General features: G+C 68.7%; 16 protein-coding genes. 9 read left to right on the top strand and 7 right to left on the bottom strand.

Features of this window, described 5'->3' with window-relative positions; all coding sequences use genetic code 11:
• Window positions 1-147 precede the first annotated feature (147 nt).
• The 3 genes from EAH86_RS12510 to rfbB all read right to left on the bottom strand — a co-directional run bounded on the left by EAH86_RS12510 (window position 148) and on the right by rfbB (window position 3590).
• The gene (locus tag EAH86_RS12510; protein WP_140741212.1) at window positions 148-1560 is read right to left on the bottom strand and encodes an HNH endonuclease signature motif containing protein; all 1413 of its coding nucleotides are present in this window, start codon (window positions 1558-1560) and stop codon (window positions 148-150) included.
• A 162-nt stretch (window positions 1561-1722) separates the two neighbouring features.
• On the bottom strand, window positions 1723-2595 hold the full coding sequence (gene rfbD / locus EAH86_RS12505; protein WP_140741209.1) for a dTDP-4-dehydrorhamnose reductase: 873 nt from the start codon (window positions 2593-2595) through the stop codon (window positions 1723-1725).
• Complete coding sequence (gene rfbB, locus EAH86_RS12500; RefSeq protein WP_140741206.1) at window positions 2595-3590, bottom strand: dTDP-glucose 4,6-dehydratase; 996 nt, start codon at window positions 3588-3590, stop codon at window positions 2595-2597. Before rfbB ends, rfbD begins: the two co-directional genes overlap by 1 nt.
• A gap of 65 nt (window positions 3591-3655) precedes the next feature.
• On the opposite strand from rfbB, the gene rfbA reads away from it, so the two are divergent.
• From rfbA to EAH86_RS12460, 8 genes are all read left to right on the top strand, one after another.
• Window positions 3656-4534 carry a glucose-1-phosphate thymidylyltransferase RfbA gene (gene rfbA, locus EAH86_RS12495; protein ID WP_140741204.1) on the top strand — a complete coding sequence of 293 codons (879 nt, stop codon included), beginning with the start codon at window positions 3656-3658 and terminating at the stop codon, window positions 4532-4534.
• Window positions 4534-5133, top strand: a complete 600-nt coding sequence (locus EAH86_RS12490; RefSeq protein ID WP_140741202.1) for a dTDP-4-dehydrorhamnose 3,5-epimerase family protein — start codon at window positions 4534-4536, stop codon at window positions 5131-5133. The genes rfbA and EAH86_RS12490 overlap by 1 nt, the downstream gene beginning before the upstream one ends.
• Before the next feature lie 200 nt (window positions 5134-5333).
• A complete protein-coding gene (locus EAH86_RS12485; RefSeq protein ID WP_140741199.1) occupies window positions 5334-7160 on the top strand; it encodes a polysaccharide biosynthesis protein in 1827 nt (608 codons plus the stop codon).
• Window positions 7161-7164: 4 nt separating this feature from the next.
• Window positions 7165-8118 (top strand): glycosyl transferase, encoded by a 954-nt coding sequence (locus EAH86_RS12480; RefSeq protein WP_140741196.1) that lies wholly within the window; start codon window positions 7165-7167, stop codon window positions 8116-8118.
• 4 nt (window positions 8119-8122) lie between these two features.
• Window positions 8123-10333, top strand: coding sequence for a glycosyltransferase (locus tag EAH86_RS12475; RefSeq protein ID WP_140741193.1), 2211 nt, complete (start codon window positions 8123-8125; stop codon window positions 10331-10333).
• Window positions 10330-11418, top strand: coding sequence for a glycosyltransferase (locus tag EAH86_RS12470; RefSeq protein ID WP_161988646.1), 1089 nt, complete (start codon window positions 10330-10332; stop codon window positions 11416-11418). The genes EAH86_RS12475 and EAH86_RS12470 overlap by 4 nt, the downstream gene beginning before the upstream one ends.
• Window positions 11415-12308, top strand: a complete 894-nt coding sequence (locus EAH86_RS12465; protein ID WP_140741189.1) for a glycosyltransferase family 2 protein — start codon at window positions 11415-11417, stop codon at window positions 12306-12308. Before EAH86_RS12470 ends, EAH86_RS12465 begins: the two co-directional genes overlap by 4 nt.
• A gap of 9 nt (window positions 12309-12317) precedes the next feature.
• Window positions 12318-13586, top strand: coding sequence for a lipopolysaccharide biosynthesis protein (locus EAH86_RS12460; RefSeq protein ID WP_140741186.1), 1269 nt, complete (start codon window positions 12318-12320; stop codon window positions 13584-13586).
• Window positions 13587-13598: 12 nt separating this feature from the next.
• Here the strand turns inward: EAH86_RS12460 and EAH86_RS12455 are convergent, their stop codons facing one another.
• Window positions 13599-14096 carry an acyltransferase gene (locus EAH86_RS12455; protein ID WP_140741184.1) on the bottom strand — a complete coding sequence of 166 codons (498 nt, stop codon included), beginning with the start codon at window positions 14094-14096 and terminating at the stop codon, window positions 13599-13601.
• A gap of 26 nt (window positions 14097-14122) precedes the next feature.
• Window positions 14123-15253: an O-antigen ligase family protein gene (locus tag EAH86_RS12450; protein ID WP_140741182.1), complete on the bottom strand. Its 1131-nt coding sequence runs from the start codon at window positions 15251-15253 to the stop codon at window positions 14123-14125.
• Window positions 15254-15502: 249 nt separating this feature from the next.
• On the opposite strand from EAH86_RS12450, the gene EAH86_RS12445 reads away from it, so the two are divergent.
• Window positions 15503-16597 (top strand): acyltransferase family protein, encoded by a 1095-nt coding sequence (locus tag EAH86_RS12445; RefSeq protein WP_140741180.1) that lies wholly within the window; start codon window positions 15503-15505, stop codon window positions 16595-16597.
• A gap of 37 nt (window positions 16598-16634) precedes the next feature.
• Here the strand turns inward: EAH86_RS12445 and EAH86_RS12440 are convergent, their stop codons facing one another.
• Together EAH86_RS12440 and EAH86_RS12435 are read right to left on the bottom strand one after the other, a co-directional pair.
• Complete coding sequence (locus EAH86_RS12440; protein WP_140741178.1) at window positions 16635-17900, bottom strand: nucleotide sugar dehydrogenase; 1266 nt, start codon at window positions 17898-17900, stop codon at window positions 16635-16637.
• Complete coding sequence (locus EAH86_RS12435; RefSeq protein WP_140741176.1) at window positions 17897-18823, bottom strand: NAD-dependent epimerase/dehydratase family protein; 927 nt, start codon at window positions 18821-18823, stop codon at window positions 17897-17899. The genes EAH86_RS12440 and EAH86_RS12435 overlap by 4 nt, the downstream gene beginning before the upstream one ends.
• Window positions 18824-18833: the final 10 nt, after the last annotated feature.

Here is an 18833-nt window from a genome sequence, read left to right as displayed (position 1 = left end):
TGCCACGCCCCTCACCTCCGCTGACCGCACCGCACCGCACCCGCAGGTCACCCGTGGACCCGTGGCGCTGAGGGCGGCCAGATCGGACGGAACAGGACGGCGGGGACATGCCTCGGCCCCCACCCGAGGGTGGGGTGTGGCGCAGGGTCATGGTCGAGGCGGCACTCCGTTGGCACCTCCCACAGCGCGGAACCGTTCGACGTGGGCGTCGTAAGAGTTGGGTGTGAGGTCCCAGACAACGTGCGGTCCATGCGGGCCGTCGACGACCAGGCCGCCGTATCGCTCGCGGTGGACGACCGTATGGTGCGTCCGACAGAGCAGGGCTGCGTTGTCGATGTCAGTCGGGCCATCGTCAACCCAGTGGACCAGGTGATGTCCGTCAGTCCACGTCTGCGGCTTCGAGCAGCCCGGAAACGTGCAGTGCCCGTCGCGCAGCCACAGGTGGCGGATCTGCGGCCGGGTGAACAGCCGCACGGCCTGTCCCTGCTCGAGCACCTCGCCGTGGCTGCCCAAGACTGCCGGGACGACCTGGGCGTCGCACGCCAGACGGCGCACTGTCTCGGCGGTCAGGTGGGACCCGTCAGGAAGGACGCCCGCGCCCCGACACCGTCCGGCCAGCACCTCCAGCGGCACCGTCACGGTCAACGTGGTCTTCGGCTGTCGTGGCTGTCCATCGGGTGCCGAGACCGCACGCCGAACCAGGTCGACCAAGGCGTCGGCGCGTCGGGCGGCAGGCGTCCGAGGATCGTGCTCGCCGGTTTCTGTCCGAACGGGTTTGGCCAGCGCGTCGATGGCTGAGTCGATGATCGCCGCAGCCTCGTCGTCCAGCAGGAGGGTGTAGCGGGAGAGCCCGCACGGCCCCGCGCCCTTGACCAGCGACTGGTGCGCACGTCGCACGTCGGCGTCGTGCTCGACCAACCGGTCGGGACGCAGGAGGTCGCCGGTGCGCCGCACCGCCGCGCCGAGGTCCCTCTCGCTGAAGCCGTCGGCACCACGTGCCGCGGCCAAGAGCGTCCCGGTGACGTCCTCGAGCTGGTCCGCGTCAGCCAGCCCGCGCACCCCCTCGTGGAAGCGGACCAGCTGGGCCGCCTTGCCCACCGGTAGCACGGATGCCGCGTCGTCCCGTCGTGCGTCGTCGCACCCGGACCCTTCTGACCCGCGGGCTGCGCCTGCCAGCCCGCTGCCGAGGCCTGCCCGCACCGCGTCGAGCACCGCCTCGAGCCGCGGCTCCCCCGACGCATCCGCGACGATCTGGGCGTCAAGCAGCATGCGCATCGGCACCAATGGCGCCTGCGAGTGCGCCCAGTCGACAGGCCCCCAGCCCTCGCCCGAACCCAAGCTGCGCTGGCGCGCCTCGGCCAGCACCGCCACCATCAGCGCCGACGTGGCGGTGGTCAGGTCGGCGATGGCTCGCAGGGACTCGGTCACCTCGGCGTCGGACAAGGCCCAGATGCGCTCAGGGGTCGAACCGCGCACCGCGGCCAACCCCAACTGCACGCCGCCCAGCACCGGGCGACCCGCAAGGGGCTGCTCTCCTGTGCTGTGTGGTGCGATCGCCATGGACCAACACTAGGGCCGACCACCGACACCTCGAGCCGCTTGTCCACAGGCCCAGATCCGTTGCCCCACAACGCGACTCGATGTTGTGACTACTGTGGCCGGCGGGGCCCGAGATCAGGCCCGACCGCTCGTCAGCCGGCGCTCACCTGGTTCCTGCGCAGGTCATTCCGAGGCTGACTCCGCCACCACGTCGGCCAGGGAGGCGGCGAGGCTCTCCTGCCAGGGCGGCAGTGGAGCGAGGCGCGCCATCCGCCAGGCGTCGTGGCCCAGGACGCTGTAGGCCGGCCGCGGAGCGGGAAGCGGGAACGCGTCGCTCGTCGTCGGCCGCACCCGCTCGGGGTCGTGCCCGAGGCCGCGGAAGATCTCCTGGGTCAGGCCGTACTTGGTCGTCTGCCCCTGGTTGGTCGCGTGCCACACACCGAAGGGTGCCGCGTCGTCGACGAGCCGCAGGATCGCCTGCGCGACGTCCATGGTCCAGGTCGGCTGACCGGTCTGGTCGGCGACCACGTCGAGGGTCTCGTGCCGGTCGGCCAGTCGCGCCATGGTCTTGACGAAGTTCGGCCCACCCGCGCCGTAGAGCCAGGCCGTCCGGACGATCCACGCCTGCGGACAGCGTGCCTGGACCGCCCACTCCCCCGCGGCCTTGCTCCGCCCATAGGCGGACAGCGGAGAGAGAGGTGCGTCCTCGGCATACGGCTCCGTGGCGTCGCCGGCGAAGACGTAGTCGGTGGAGAGGTGCACGAGGCGCGCTCCGGAGGTGCGGCACGCGTCGGCGACGTTGGCAGCGCCGATCGCGTTGACCGAAAACGCCTGTCCCTCATGGCTTTCCGCGTCGTCAACCGCGGTGTATGCCGCGCAGTTGACGACCACGTCGTGGCCGCGGACAGCATCACGGACGGCGTCCGCGTCGGTGATGTCCAGGTCGGCCCGGGTCAGTCCCGTGACGTCGTCCTCGGACACCCCGGCGAGCGCCAGGGTCACCTGGAGGTCGAGCCCGAGCATGCCGCCCGAACCCGTCACCAACCAGCGCGTCATCAGCGACCGAGTCGCTCGTAGCGTGCCTCGGCGACGACCTTGGCCGTGCGCCACCAGTCCTGGTTGTTCTCGTACCAGGCGATGGTGTCCGCGAGCCCAGACCTGACGTCGGGGTGCGCCGGGCGCCAGTCGGTCTCGGCCCGCAGCTTGGTCGCGTCGATCGCGTAGCGCAGGTCGTGTCCCGGACGGTCGGGCACGTGCTCGTACCAGTCGGCGGGCTTGCCCATCAGGTCGAGGATGAGGGCGATGACGTCACGGTTGTTCATCTCGCCGTCGGCGCCGATGAGGTAGGTCTCTCCCACCCGACCCTGCTCGACAATGGTGATGACCGCGTCGTTGTGGTCGTCGACGTGGATCCAGTCACGGACGTTGAGCCCCTCGCCGTAGAGCTTGGGCTTCACGCCGTCGATGATCCCCGTGATCTGGCGCGGGATGAGCTTTTCCGGGTGCTGACGCGGACCGTAGTTGTTCGAGCAGTTCGACAACGTCGCCTTGAGGCCGAACGACCGGATCCAGGCCCGGACCAGGAGGTCGGCACTGGCCTTGGACGCCGAGTAGGGGCTGGAGGGGTTGAGCGGGGTCGTCTCGGTGAACTTGGCGGGGTCGTCCAGCTCGAGGTCGCCATAGACCTCGTCGGTCGAGATGTGGTGGATCCGCTTGTCGTGCCGCCGCACCGCCTGGATCAGCTGGTAGGTGCCGATGATGTTGGTGTCGATGAAGGGCCACGGGTCGTCCAACGAGTTGTCGTTGTGGGAGTCGGCAGCAAAGTGGATGACAAGGTCGTGCGCAGCGACCAGCTCGTCCACCAGGTCGGCGTCCGTCACCGAGCCCTTGACGATGTCGACCTCCCCGACGACTGAGTCCAGGGAGGTGAGGTTCGCGGCATACGTCATCGAGTCGAGGACGGTGAGCCGCCAGTCGGGGCGGACCTGGCGGGCCCGGATGACGAAGTTCGAGCCGATGAATCCGGCAGCGCCGGTGACGAGGACCTTCATGGCGGCAAGGCTATCGCGGCGGCACCTCGCTCATGACCGGCGTCATCGCAGTAGGGTCGTGCTCCATGAAGGGCATCATCCTGGCCGGCGGCTCCGGCACGCGACTGCACCCGATCACGCTTGGCATCAGCAAGCAGCTGATGCCGGTCTATGACAAGCCGATGATCTACTACCCGCTGTCGACGCTGATGATGGCGGGCATCCGCGAGGTGCTGATCATCACCACGCCGGACGACCAGGGCCAGTTCCAGCGGCTCCTCGGGGACGGCTCGAAGTGGGGCATCGAGCTGACCTATGCCGCGCAGCCCAGCCCCGACGGGCTCGCCCAGGCGTTCATCATCGGCGACGACTTCATCGGCGACGACTCGGTCGGCCTCGTGCTGGGCGACAACATCTTCTACGGCACCGGGCTGGGCACCTCACTGCGGTCCAACACCGAGGTGAGCGGTGGCCACATCTTCGCCTACCACGTAACCGAGCCGTCGGCCTATGGCGTCGTCGAGTTCGCGGCGGACGGCCAGGTGCTGTCCATCGAGGAGAAGCCGGAGCAGCCCAAGTCCTCCTACGCAGTGCCCGGGCTGTACTTCTACGACAACGACGTCGTCCAGATCGCCCGCGACCTCAAGCCGAGCCCCCGGGGCGAGCTCGAGATCACCGGCATCAACGACGCCTACCTCCAGCGTGGCGACCTCTCGGTCACCGTCCTGCCGCGCGGCACGGCGTGGTTCGACACGGGCACGTTCGAAGGCCTCATGGACTCAGCGCATTTCGTCCATGTCGTCGAAGCCCGCCAGGGTCACAAGATCGGCTGCGTCGAGGAGGTTGCCTGGCGCAACGGCTGGCTCAGCGACGACGCGTTCGCCGCCCTTGCCGCATCCCTGGAGAAGAGTGGCTACGGCACCTACATGGCGGGACTGCTCAAAGAGAAGCGCGGAACGCTCTAGTGGAGATCCGTCCGCTCAAGATCGCCGACGCCTTCGAAATCACCCCGCGGCTGTTCCCCGACGACCGAGGCGTCTTCCTCGAGTCCTTTCGCGGCGACCTGCTGGCAGAGGCCATCGGACACCGTCCGCAGATCGTCCAGACCAATGTCTCGGTCTCGTCGCGTGGCACGGTGCGAGGGATCCACTTCGCCGACGTGCCTCCCTCGCAGGCGAAGTACATCACCGCGCTGACCGGCTCGCTGGTCGACTACATCATCGACATCCGGGTCGGCTCCCCCACGTTCGGCCAGTGGGACTCCGTGGTGCTTGACGCCGTGGACCGCCGCGCGGTCTACCTCCCCGAGGGGATGGGCCATGCGTTCGCCGCGCTCGAGGACAACACGACGGCCATGTACCTCGTGACCGCGCCCTACGCGCCGAGCCGGGAACACGGCATACACCCTCTCGACCCGGAGGTCGGGCTCACGCTGCCGGACGGGATGGAGGCGCCCCTGCTCTCCCCCAAGGACCAGGCTGCTCCCTCCCTCGCCGAGGCAAGGGAGCAGGGCCTGCTTCCGACGTATGCCGCCTGCCGCGAGTTCTACGCGTCCCTGAGCTGACCGGGGTGAGGACCCGCGGAAGTCCGATCCGCCGCTCCGCCGTTTGGTTGCAATTCACACCCAGCCGCCTCGGAATGGCCACTGACCTGCAGAATTGGCTCAATTCCATGCGTGTCCGAGAGGTCGTGGTGTCAGAGGTTTGACCCAAATGGCGTTAAACTCACGATCGTTTGGGCCGGCCAGCAACGGGAGGAGACCGGATGTCCGCCGTCCGTCGCGTACGCCGTGAGCGCGTGAACCGCTGGATGTGGGCCTTCGTCGACGCAGCCGTCTGGGTCGTCGCCGTCTTCATGGCCGCCTGGCTGAGGTACGACCTCCAACTGGCGCCGACCATCGCCCTCCCACTGGTGTGGTTCACCGTCGGCGCCGTGGTCGCCCACCTCGCCTTCGGCACCTTCTTCGGCCCCTACGCGGTCGGGCACGACCGCGGCTCGTTCGAGGAGACCTACGACGTGGGCCGCACGGTGCTGCTCACGACCCTGGTCCTCTTGACCCTGGTCTTCGGCCTGCACCTCGGGCCGGTCCCCCGTAGCGTGCCCTTCACCGCTCCGGCTTTCGCCATGCTCGGGATGTTCGCAGCCCGTTTCATCATCCGCACCATGCGCACCAGCAAGGCCGCGAACGCCCCTGAGGAACAGCGGGCGATCGTGTTCGGCGCAGGCGAGGCCGGCCGCCGCCTCACCCGGAGCCTGATCCGCGACGCCGGCAGTGGCTACCAGCCGGTCGCGCTCCTCGATGACGACCGCGCCAAGGCCCGGCTGCGCATCGAAGGCGTCAAGGTGCGGGGGTCGCGCGACGACATGGGCAAGATCGCGAGCAAGTACGACGCGCAGACCCTGGTCATCGCCTTGCCGCTGGCCGAGGCCAGCACCATCCGCGAGCTCACCGCGCTCGGCGAGGACGCCGGACTCAAGGTCCTCACCCTTCCCCCGGTCAAGGACATCATCGGCGGTCGACCGACGGCGGGCGACCTGCGCAACGTGGACGTCGCCGACCTGTTGGGCCGGCGTCCGGTCGAGCTCGACATGGCGGTCATCGCCGAGCAGATCGCCGGCAAGCGCATCCTGGTCACCGGCGCCGGCGGCTCGATCGGCTCGGAGCTGTGTCGCCAGATTGCCAGGTTCGGTCCGGCCAAGCTGTTCATGCTCGACCGCGACGAGTCCGGGCTGCAGTCGACCCAGCTGAGCCTGCACGGCAACGGCCTGCTCGACAGCGACGAGATCGTGCTGGCCGACATTCGTGATGTCGACACGATGAGCGAGGCTTTCGAGCGGGCTCGCCCCGACATCGTGTTCCACGCGGCAGCCCTCAAACACCTTCCGCTGCTCGAGTCGCACCCCCTCGAGGCGTGGAAGACCAACGTCCTCGGCACCCTGAACGTCCTCGAAGCCGCCTCCCGAGTCGGGGTGGGCACCTTCGTCAACATCTCCACGGACAAGGCTGCCAACCCGATCTGCGTCCTCGGCTACAGCAAGCGCCTGGCCGAGCGGATCACCGCGGACTTCTCCCACCGCTTCCCCGGTCGCTACGTGTCGGTGCGGTTCGGCAACGTGCTCGGTTCCCGGGGCTCAGTGGTGCACGCCTTCACGGCCCAGATCGAGCGCGGGGGCCCGATCACGGTCACGCACCCCGATGTCGAACGCTTCTTCATGTTGATCCCGGAAGCCTGCCAGCTGGTGCTGGAGGCCTCTTCCATCGGCCGCGACGGGGAGGTCATGGTCCTCGACATGGGCGAGCAGGTGAAGATCGTCGAGGTCGCCAAGACCCTCATCAGGATGTCCCGACGTCGCGACATCGACATCGTCTTCACCGGCCTACGTCCCGGCGAGAAGATGGGTGAGGAGCTCTTCTCCCCGTCGGAGGACCGCAAGCCCACCAGCCACCTCCTGGTTTCCAGCGTCGACGTGCCCTCCATCGGGAGATCCGACGTGCTGGCAGCCCGTCCGTCGAGCCATCAGCAGGCCGCGGACTGGATGCGTCGCGAGACCGTGGCGGCGTTGTCGGTCAGCGCCCTGAGTGGCGAATGACTCGGTGATCCTCGCTTTCGTTGCCCTGCTGGTGACGGGAGGTCTGGCACCCACGGTGAGCTCGCTGATGCGCCGGCTGGGGTGGCTCGACGTCCCCAACCACCGCTCATCGCACTCCGTGCCAGTACCTCGCGGTGGCGGTCTGGCATGCCTCGCGGGGGTGCTCGTGGCGTGGGTCGTCGGCGCGGTCGGCGACGTCGATGTCCCTTGGACGTCCGTCGCGGCCTGTGTCGCCCTGGCCCTGCTGGGTTTCGCGGATGACCGGTTGACTCTGCCCGCCGCACCGCGCCTCGCCGGTCAGTGCGTGGCCGGTTCGGTCATCGGGGCGGGTGTCGCTGGCTGGCCCGGCCTGCTGCTCGGCCTCGTCGTGACCGCGGCGGTCGTCAACGTCGTCAACTTCATGGACGGCATCAACGGCATCACGGCGCTCACCATGGCCGTGTGGGGCGTCGTGGCGTTCCTCGCAGGGCGGCACGAGGGTCTACCGGCCCTCTGGGTCCTGGGCGGCGTCACGGCAGGGGCTGCCCTCGGCTTCCTGCCCTGGAACGCCCCTGTAGCGCGGCTCTTCCTCGGCGACGTCGGCAGCTACCTCTTCGGCGGTTTGGTTGCCGCGGGCGTGCTGACGGCCTGGGCGCACGACGCCCGGCTTGCGCTCCTTGTCTGCGCCCCTCTCGTTCTGTACGGCCTGGACACTGCCTGGGCGCTCGTCCGGCGGGCTCGACGAGGGGAGAAGCTCACGGACGCCCACCGCGAGCACGTCTACCAACAGCTCACTTCCGTCGGCGGGCTGCCCCACCTCGCTGTCGCAGCGTTCACGGCGGCACTGTCGGCGGGGGTGGCGCTGGCCTGGTGGCGACTGCCGGTGGGGCTCGCGCTGGCGGCTACTGTGCTGGTCTGTGCCGTCTACCTCACCTCACCCCGCGCCGTCGGGCACGCGGCCCACACAAGGACTCGCTAGCCACATGACCTCCCCCCACACCTCGATGCCACCTGCCGTGGCAGCTGGCAAGCGGAGCCCGCGCAGGGTCGCCGTACTGGGCGCCTCGGGCTTCGTCGGCGGAGCAGTCGTGAAGGCCCTTGCGGACCAAGGCGACCTGGCCGTTCCGATCCGGGCCCCGAGGCTCAGCGTGCAGTCGTCGGACGTCTCTTTGGAAGTGGCCGCGCGCGATGACGTGGTCGCCCTCCTTGCGGCCGAGCTCAGCGGGTGCGACGCGGTCGTGAACGCCGCCGGGGTCCCTGACGCGTCCTCGACCGATGCGCTCGACCTGCTCGCCGCGAACGCGGTCCTCGTCGGGATGTGCGCCAAAGCGTGTTCAGTCGCGGGCGTCCCGCGGTTCGTCCAGGTCAGCAGCGCGGTGGTCCAGGGCAACGCGCCCACGCTGGACGAGAGTGATGCAGTCCTGGCCTTCTCGGCATACTCGAAGTCGAAGATCGCCGGTGAGGTGGTGGCGTCGCTTCACAACCCCGGCGAGCTCGTGATCTACCGTCCGCCGAGTGTCCACGCGCCAGACCGACGCATCACGGGCGCCCTCGCACGCATCGCCCGCAGCCCGCTGGCCAGTGTGGTGCAGCCTGTGGACTCCCCGACGCCGCAGGCCCTGCTCGACAACGTGGCAGCTGCAGTGGCCTACCTCACCCGAGAAGAAGCCCCGGTGGGCGTGGTGATCCATCCGTGGGAGGGCCTGACGACGCACAGCCTTTTGACCTATCTCGGCGCGCGTCGGATCCGCGTCCTACCGCGCGCGGTGGCCCGGACCGTCATCAGCGCGGTGCGGTTTGCCGGTCATGGGTACGCGCCCCTGGGGCCGCACGCTCGACGGTTGGAGATGCTGTGGTTCGGCCAAGCCCAGGCTCCGAGCGCCCTGACCGCCGCGGGCTGGACGCCGCCCGTCGGCCCCGAGGGATGGTCGGCTCTGGGCCAGGCGGTGCGTCGTCCCTCCGGCGCCGCTCGCCCACGGTTGTCGCCGCAGGCAAAGGTGGGCCGTCGGGCACGTGACGAGAGCTCGGTCGTGTATGCCGTGACGGTGCCTTCCGTGGCCTACTCGTTCCTTCGCGGCCAGTTGGCGTACCTGCGTGGCCGCGGCTGGGCCGTCACGTTGGCGTGTTCACCCGGCCGGGGCCTCGACGCCGTTCGCGAGCGTGAAGGTGTGGAGGTCGTCGAGCTGGCCACGGCGCGGGACATCGACGTCGCACGGGACCTGCGCGCGCTCGTGCAGTGGATCCTCCTGCTGCGTCGCGTGCGACCCATGGTCCTCAACGCCAGCACGCCCAAGGCGGCCCTCCTCGCCCTGCTCGCCGGGAGGCTGACGCGGGTACCGGTGCGGATCTACCTGGTCCGCGGACTGCGCCTGGAGTCCGAGTCCGGACTGCGGCGCAAGGTGCTCACCATGATGGAACGCATTTCGTCGTGGTCGGCCACCCATGTGGTTGCCGTCAGCCCGAGCCTGAGCGATGAGCTGTGCAAGCTGCGCCTCACCGCCGGACACGTCCCGATCGTCATCGCGAGCGGCAGCAGCAACGGCGTCGACTGCGAGCGGGTCGCCCGCGGTGTCGCAGCCGTCGACCGCCAGGCGCAGCGACGAAGCCTTGGCGTGGCCGATGACGCCTACGTCGTCGCCTTCGTCGGCCGGGTGAGACGGGACAAGGGAGTTCACGAGCTCTGCGCGGCCATGAGGCATCCCGAACTGTCCACCGCGGTGCTCGTCACCCAGGGGGACGTCGAGGACGATCAGGCCGAAGCCGCCCTGTCCACGCTGGGAGAGCGCCACATCCACCTGGGTTGGCGCGACGACATCTACGAGATCCTTGCGTTGGCCGACGTGCTGGCCCTCCCCACCCATCGGGAGGGCTTCCCGAACGTCGTGCTCGAGGCCGCGGCGGCCTCGCTGCCCGTGGTGACCACGACCGCAACCGGGGCCATCGACAGCGTCCAGGACGGGGTGACCGGGCTCGTGGTGCCGACCGGGGACGCCGAGGCCCTGGCGCAGGCCCTGAGCCGTCTGGCCCTGGACCCCACCGCCCGGCGCCGGATGGGCGCCCAGGCCGAGGTCCGTGCTCGACAGGAGTTCTCAGGAGAGGTCATCTGGGAGGCCCTCGAGGATCTCTACTGCCAGGCGGGGGCCACCAGGCCCCGCGGCGTGACGCCTGCCCTGCACGAGGCAGTCGACCGGTGAAGATCCGACATGTCATCAACAACCTCGACACGGGCGGCGCCGAACGCCTCGTCGTCGACCTGACCACGGCGCTGCGAGACCTCGGCCACGACGCCTCGATCGTCACCTTGGGTGCGAGCACGGCGGACAGCCCTCCATGGCTGGATGCCGTTGCCCGGGACCTGGTCACCCCGTTGCAGTTGCCCTTGCGGGACCCTCGCATCCGTGGCCGACTCGGCAGCGCCGTCCTCGGTGCTGACGTCGTGCACGCCCACCTCTTTCCCACGCTGTACTGGTCCGCAGTGACCCGACACCGGGCTGTGCACGTCTACACCGAGCACAGCACCAAAAACCGCCGGAGAGGGCGTACCGCCCTGCGCGCACCCGAAAGGTTCGCGTACCGCCGCCATGACCGCGTGGTCGCCATCAGCAAGGGCGTCGGTGAGGTGACCCGTCAGTACCTCGCCGACCTGGGCGTCAGGACTCCCGTCCAGGTCATCGACAACGGCATTGACCTGTCCCGCTTCCGCCCAGCATCGACTGCACACGAGACAGACGCCCGGAGCGCCGACGGGCGGCCGCTGCGACTGCTTGTCGTGGGAAGCCTCGACGAACGAAAGGACCCACTACGGGCGATTCGCCTGGTGCGCGGGCTCTCGGGGGTCCAGCTGACCCTCGTCGGGGACGGGCCCCTGCGCGCCGAGGTGGACCAGGACCTGCGCGATCACGCAGAGGAAGACCGCGTGCGCGTCCTGGGGATCCGATCTGACATCGCTGACCTCATGGCCCAGTCCGACGCCTTGTTGGTGACCTCGCGCCACGAGGGCTTCGGGCTCGCGGCCGCGGAGGCGATGGCCTGTGGCCTGCCCGTCCTTGCTCCCCGTCTGGACGGGCTGACCGACACCGTCGGCCTGGCTGGACTGCTGCACACGCCGGGCTCGGACGACGAGGCGAGGCGGGACATCACGCGGCTTCGCGACGACCCGGAGCTCCGACGACGCCTTGCCGGCGCAGCCCGCGCGGCGAGCGCAGTATTCGACATCCAGACGACAGCGAAGGCCCACGAGACGATGTACCAGTCCGCCCTCGGGGGTACGAAACCATGAGAACGGCAGGACGGGCCCTTGCGGTCATCCCCTCGCTGTCCGGGACTGTCGCCGGCCTCGAGCAGCTGACCGCCGACCTGCGCGTTGCCGGCTTCGAGCCCCTCGTCGTGGTGACCGGCAGCACTCTCGACCGAGCGCTGACAGGAACCGACATCCCGCACGTCTCGCCGCGAGCCAACCCCGGCTTCGGAGCCGCGGTCAGCGTGGGCGCGGCGCACCTCGACTGGGAGTGGTTGGCCATCGTCAACGACGATGTCGAGTTCGACGCCCAGCACCTGCACGAACACCTGGCACCGGTGTTGGCGGGCAGCGGGCAGGCACGCGTCCTGCACTACCTGGACCCGGTGTCCCCGAAACGGATCCCCACGGTGCGGGCGACCTTGGGTGAGGTGTCCCTGCTCGGGCCGGTGCTGGCTCGGCTCAGCCGTCGCTCGCGGCGAGCTGGTGGCGAGCCAGACCCACGCCACCAGTTCAGGCCGTTCAGCTTCGCTCTGGTGAGTCGTGGCCTCTGGGACGAGCTGGCCGGGTTCGACGACCGGATGCCCTACACGTTCGAAGATGCAGACTTCGGACACAGGGCTGCCCTCGCCGGCGCCTCGATCGTCTTCTCCGAGGGCACCTCCGTGCGCCACGACCGGTCATCGACAAGCGGCCGCTACCTCGCCGAAGTCCTGCCGGTGGCTGCCTGGTCTGCGTCCGGCTACCTCCAGACACTCGGGATGGCACCTCGACGAGCGCGCAGGCTGTGCGCCGCGGCGCTGGTCCTGCGACTGGTCATCATTCCGTTCTCGGGTTCACCCAACCGGCGGCACCTGATCGGGTCGTGGCGGGGTGCGAGGTCCCTGTGGCTCGGCCGTCAACCCGCTCTTCCGGCCTACGACAGCATCTGAGGGTCGATCATGCTCCCCTGGAAGCGACTCATGAGCTTCGGTGCGCTGCAGCTCTTCACTGCCGCTGCCCCGATCCTGGTCCTGCCGGTGGTCGTTCGCCTCATCGGGGTCGAGGGCTGGGTGGGTCTGTCCATTGGCTACGCGGTGGGGGCCGCGTGCGCGATAGCCGTCAACCTGGCCTGGACGATGGTCGGCCCGAGCAGGGTTGCGCACGTCTCGGAGCCGCAAGCCGCCGCCGTCTTCTGGGAGAGCCTTGTCACCCGGCTGGTGATGGCTGTCCCCATCTCTGCTGTCGGCGCGCTCGCATCGGTACTGCTCTCGCCACCCGGGCACCGGGTGCTGGCGGGGGCGATGTGCGTCTCCACGGCATCCAGTGGCCTCGCCTCGAACTGGTACTACATCGGTCGGGGTGAACCACGCGGCATCTTCAGCTACGAGGCCCTTCCCAAGCTGGTCGCCACCCTGCTCACGATCCCCGCGGTGGCAATCTCGCACCTCGCCCTGATCTACCCCGCTCTGATCTTCGCGTCATCCATCTGGGGTGCAGCAGTGTCAGCGAAGCGGATCCTCGCTCCCCATCGCGACGGGCTCAGGATGCCCAGCGGCTCGTGGCGGCGAATGCGCCACAACGCCGTGGTGGCGAGCTCGGCGGTGGTCGGGGCGGGCTACACCGGCTTGGCGGTGCCGATCAGCAAGCTCTCCGGCACCGCCCTCACCCAGGTAGCTGACTTCGCAGGCAGCCTGCGGATCCGCTCCATGGCCCAGATGGCGCCGGCCTCCAGCACGAGTGCTCTTCAGGGATGGGTGTCCGAGTCGCGTGGAGAGGGCGGTCCCTCTGCCCATCGCATGCGCTGGGCGCTCGCTGTCAACGGCGCCATCGGGCTGTTGACAGCCGCACTCGTCGCCATCCTCGCGCCCCTGCTCGATGGTGTCCTGTTCGGAACCTCGGCGCAGGTCTCGTTGCTGTTGGCGGTCCTGACGGGGGCCGCGTGCATCCCCTACGCGCTCAGCGCATCGCTGAGCTTCCACATCCTGGCTCCCCTCGGGGCCACCGGTTCGGTAGCCGCATCACGCGTCGCAGCCACCGTCGTGGGCGTGCCGATGTTGTTCTGGTTGGCACACCGCGACGGAGCGACGGGGGCGGCGGCTGCAGTCCTGGTCTCAGAGACCTTGGTCGTCGCGATGCAGGCTGTCTTCGCACGCAGGGCATGGGTCGCACGCCGCCAGCTGTCCCCAGCCGAGGTCCTCACGACGCCTCCGATGGAGCCAAACCCCTAGGTTCTGGAACCCTCAGGCCAGCAGCGGTGGTAACTGCTTGACCAGCTCAGCGGGCACCCCTGCGACTTGGGAGTGAGCGGCCACATCACGCGTCACGAGTGCACCAGCGGCGACCAGGGCACCTCGGCCGACTGTCACGCCGGGCAGGATCGTTGCTCCTGCCCCGATCCAGGCACCATCCTCGATCACCACGGGATGGCTAACATCCTGACCCGCTCGACGATCCCCGTCGCCCATCGCATGGGTGCCGGTGATGATGCTGACGTTCGGGCCGATCGACACGCGGGCACCGATTCGCACTGGGCCTGCGTTGTCGATGAAGGCGCCGTAGTTGATGAAGGTGCCGAGGCCGATCGAGACGTCACTCCCGCCGAAGAAGCACCTGGCGTTGATCGACGAACGGGCCACGTCCAGCCCGAGCAGCCGCATCGCGCGCCATCGCAGCCCTCGGGGCAGCACCACGGACCCGCACAGCCCGTTGAGCAGCACGTCCCTGGCCCAGATGCGCACCCAACGACTCTGCCACGCCGTGCCCCTCACGGGACGTCTTGCGTGGGGTGGTCGGCATCGGCCGGAAGGGGACGGGCGAGGGCGTAGGCGATGGCGGCCCACGCCACCAGCGCGCCGACGCCACCCTCGAAGAAGGGGTCCGACATGGAGATGGCGAGCGCCGCGACGATCGCACCGCCCGTGAGCGGGCTGCGACGCAGTCCCCGGTAGCTGTCGCGGAGGAGGACCACGATGTAGACGGCCCCGCAAGCCCCCGCAATCTGCAGGAAGGACAGGATCACGTTGTGGGCGTAGGAGACCTCGACGGTGAAGAGACCTGCGTCGCGCAGGGCCAGCCAGCCGGTCCCGATCAACGGGGAGGACACGAAGTCCTGCCAGGCGTACTTGAACAGGACGTAGCGGATGCTCAGGTTCTGGCTCGGGTCATACCCACCAGCCGACCGCGTCGCGATGATGAACTGCATGATGGGGAACGCCGCCGCAACGGCGATCACGCCGACAGTTCGCAGGAAGCTGCGGCCGACAGAGGTGTTGCCCACGTTCCACATCAGGACCAGCAGGCCGGCCGCAGCAGCGATGAGCGCTCCCCGCGAGAAGGTCAGCGCGGCTACCCCGATCCCCGCGATGGGCACTGCCAGGAGAACGGCGCGATAGCCCAGCTCGCGGATCCGCGACGCCAGCGTCAGGGACAGCACGACCGTGACTCCGGCGATGAAGTTCGACCCGCCCCACGAGAGCACCGCTGCCCGGTGAAAACCGGACGGGCTCCCCGCTGCGGCGAAGCGCGTGGCGAGCTGGACGACGGTGACGACGAGGCAGAAGGTCGCACCGAGGTCGACCCAGCCGACTCGCCTCGAGGACACTGCCCACACGGTGCCCACGGAGATTCCGCCGACGGTACCGACGACGAACATGGCGAAGGCGTATCCGCTCACCCCGCCGAGGCCGTGGGGGGTCTGAGCGACGAAGAGCAGGAAGACCAGGACGGCTGACATCGCGATGTTGCGGCGGAGCATCGGGTACTGCGGCAGATGCGGGATCAGAGCGCGCATCATCAGGTTCGCCGTCAACAGAATCATGGGAAGGGCGAAGTACGGGATGATCAGCCCGCGGCCCTGGACCTCGACCACCGTGCCGCCGAAAGGGATCAAGGCCAAGCAGAGTCCCGCCAGGAACGCATCCAGGTTCAGGCTCGATCGCGGTGCAGACGCCTCCGGCTTTCCCTCGTCCTGAACGCCGTTCCCGTGCCCGCGGAGCGGCTGGAGGGCGGCATGGCTCACGTTTGTGTCTCTCCAGCTGGCGAATGGAATCCCGCGCAGACTACCTCATTCGCCCTGACCGACTCGTCCGATCACTGCGCCCACACCTCTTACACTTGGGCCGGCTCCCCAACGTAAGGACTACCGATGTCGCCCGCGGCCGAACGCCTCGACCTGCGCCACAACAGCCTGAACGCCATCAGGCTGCTACTGGCAACTCTCGTCATGGTGTCCCACGCCTTTCCCATCTCCGGGCTGGCTCCGGAACCCCACCTCGGCGACATCAAGCTCGGCACGCTGGCTGTTGGAGGGTTCTTCACCATCAGTGGGTACCTCATCTCGCACAGCCGGCTGAACAGCAGCCTGATCAGCTATGCGTGGAGACGGTTCCTACGAATCTTCCCCGGCTACTGGGTCGCGCTGGCGTTCACCGCTTTCGTTGCGGCGTGGTTGGGCGGCACGGTCCGTGGCGGCTGGTCGGTATCGAACGCCACGACGTTCGTGCTCAGCTCGGCGGACATGGTCGGCGGCTCGTCGATCGACGATCGCACGCTCGCCGGTGCTCCGCTGACCGGCTCTTGGAACGGTTCGCTGTGGACGCTCAAGTGGGAGGTCCTCTGCTACATCGCGGTAGGGCTGGCTCTGGGGCTCGCGATCCTGTGGCGGCGCTCCTGGGTGTCGGTTGCTGCCTTCGTCGGAGCGACCGCCGTCACGCTCGGCGTCCACCTCGTCGGGCCTGCTGCCGGGCCGATCTACCAGGCGACCCTCCTGGTGCCCTACTTCGTGGCAGGCATGATGCTGCTCCGCCTCTCTGACCGGGTGCACCTCACCGGTAAGGGTGCCGTGGTTGCCGCGGTGGCGCTGCTCCTCGCGTGCCTGCTCCACGTCGGCGAACCTCTCGGTCCCCTGCCCTTGGCCTACTTGCTCCTGTATGCCGGCGCGGCGGCGCCCAAGGTGTTCCAGCGGGTGGGTGCGCCGCACGACTTCTCCTACGGCATGTACCTCTACGCGTTCCCCGTCCAGCAGCTGCTCATCCTGGCCGGGCTGAGGGATCTGGGCCTGGTCGGCTTCATCGTCGCTTCGATCCTCGCGACGACCCCGTTCGCGGTCGCGAGCTGGTTCGCGGTCGAGCGCCCGGCCATGATGGCCAAGCACCTCCCGGCCCGCTGGCGTCGTGGCGCCACCTCTGCCCCCGAGGCGCCCGATGCCAGGCCGGCACCCGTGGGCGCCCGCGAGGGCTGAGCGCAGCTCACCCCAAACCGATGTCGTCGAGAAGACGCTAGAGGCGGATGACCTCGGGGCTCTTGACCACACCACGGGTGTCGAGGAAGGACTTCGCCGCGCTCGCCAAGGCGTCGAGGTCGAACGCTGAGTGCGCCTGCAACAGGACGACGATGTCGGCGCCGTTGACCGCCGCGTCGACGTCGGTCTCACCCGTCAGCTCGACATCGGTGCCCTCGACGTGCCAGTTGCTGACGTACGGGTCGTGGTAGGAGACCTCGGCGCCCCACTCGAGCAGCCGCTTGGCCAAAGGATCTGCGGGGCTTTCCCGGCGGTCCGAGATGTTGGCCTTGTAGGTCACCCCCAGCAAGAGGACCTTGGCACCGTTGGCCGCGATGCGACGCTCGTTGAGGGCCTGCCACACGCGGTTGGCGACGTACAGGGGGGCTGCGGTGTTGATCTCCTCGGCCAGCTCAACCATGCGGAACGCGTAGCCGAGCTGGGCCTTCACGCGGTGGCTCAGGTATGACGGGTCGACGGGGATGCAGTGCCCCCCGACACCGGGACCGGGGCGAAAGGCCATGTAGCCGAACGGTTTCGTCGCAGCGCAGTCGATGGCGTCCCAGAGGTCGATGTCGAGCTCGTGCGAGAAGCGCACCATCTCGTTGACCAGGGCAATGTTCACGTGTCGGAAGGTGTTCTCGAGCAGCTTCGCCATCTCGGCCTCCTTCGCGCCCTTGGCCTCCACCACGGTGTCGATGAACTCGCGATAGAACTCGCTGGCGGCCTTGGTGCAGGCGGACGTCAGCCCTCCGACGACCTTGGGCGTGTTGCGCACGCCGAACTGCTCGTTGCCCGGGTCGATCCGCTCCGGTGAGAACGCGATGTTCACGTCGCGTCCTGCCTGCATGCCATCTCGCAGGATCAGCGGCGCGAAGACCTCTTCCGTCGTGCCCGGATAGGTCGTGGACTCGAGGATCACCAGGGCGCCCCGCTGCACGTGCTCGCCGATGGCCCTCGCGGCGCCCTCGACCGGGCCCAGGTCCGGTCCGCCGTCGCTGCTCAACGGGGTGGGAACACAGACCACGACGACATCGGCATCAGCGATCTCCACTGCGTCGGTCGACGCGGCGTAGCCCGCCGCCAGTCCTGCCTTCAGCTCATCGTCCGACACGTCGTCGATGTGCGACGTGCCTGCGTTGAGGGCCTCGACCACCGAGGCGTTCGTGTCGAGCCCGACGACAGCGAACCCCTTTTCGGCAGCGCGGAGCGCCATGGGCAGACCGACGTAGCCCTGTCCGACAACGACGAGTTTCCTGCTCATTGGGTCTCCTTGAACCATGCAACGGTGTCGGCCAGCCCCTGCTCGAGCGAGGTCGGTTCAACGGTGGGGAACAGCGATCGAAGCACCGTGTTGTCGGCCTGGGAGTGCTTGACGTCTCCCGGTCGCGGGTCACGATGAACCACGTCAGCGCTCAAGCCGGCGGCATCCTCGATCTTGCGCACGAGCTCGAGCAACGTGGTGTTGGTCCCAAACGCCAGGTTGACCGGCTCCGGGTGCGAGAGCTGCCGCTCGCAGGCATCGAGCAGCACCCTGCACACCGTCCCGACGTAGGTGAAGTCGCGCGAGTTGCTGCCGTCACCGTTGATGGGCAGGGCCGCACCGCGCATCAGCGCGTCGATGAACACCGGGATGACGGCGGCATACACGTGCCCGGCCATCTGACGGGGTCCGTAGACGTTGAAGAACCGGAAGGCCAGGGTCTGCATGCCGTACGACTGCTGGTAGGCCAACGGGTACTGCTCGGTCGCGAGCTTCGTCACGGCATACGGACTCATCGGACGCACCCACTCGCGCTCCGACTTGGGCAGCGCGGGGTTGAGGCCGTACACGGATGACGACGAGGCCACCACGACGTGGTTGACGCCGGCAGCCCGAGCAGCCTCCAGGACGCTGAGGGTGCCGGTCGCGTTGGCAGCGTGGGTGGCCACCGGATCCTTGATGCTGCGCGGGACGCTGCCGAGAGCGGCGAGGTGGACGACGGAGTCAACGTCCGAGACAGCGTCAGCCAGGCTGGCCGGATCGAGGATCGAGCCGCGCACGAAGCGGGCGTCGACACCGGCGAGGTTCTCCTCGTAGCCGGTGGACAAGTCGTCGATGACGGTCACCTGGTGCCCTGCCTCGAGAGCCAGTCTGGCGAGGTTGGAGCCGATGAACCCGGCGCCTCCGGTGATCAAGAGTCTCAACGAAGAATTC

This window comes from Pedococcus bigeumensis, from assembly GCF_006438965.1.
GTDB lineage: Bacteria > Actinomycetota > Actinomycetes > Actinomycetales > Dermatophilaceae > Pedococcus > Pedococcus bigeumensis_A.
This window is presented reverse-complemented; position numbering and strand designations above follow the sequence as displayed.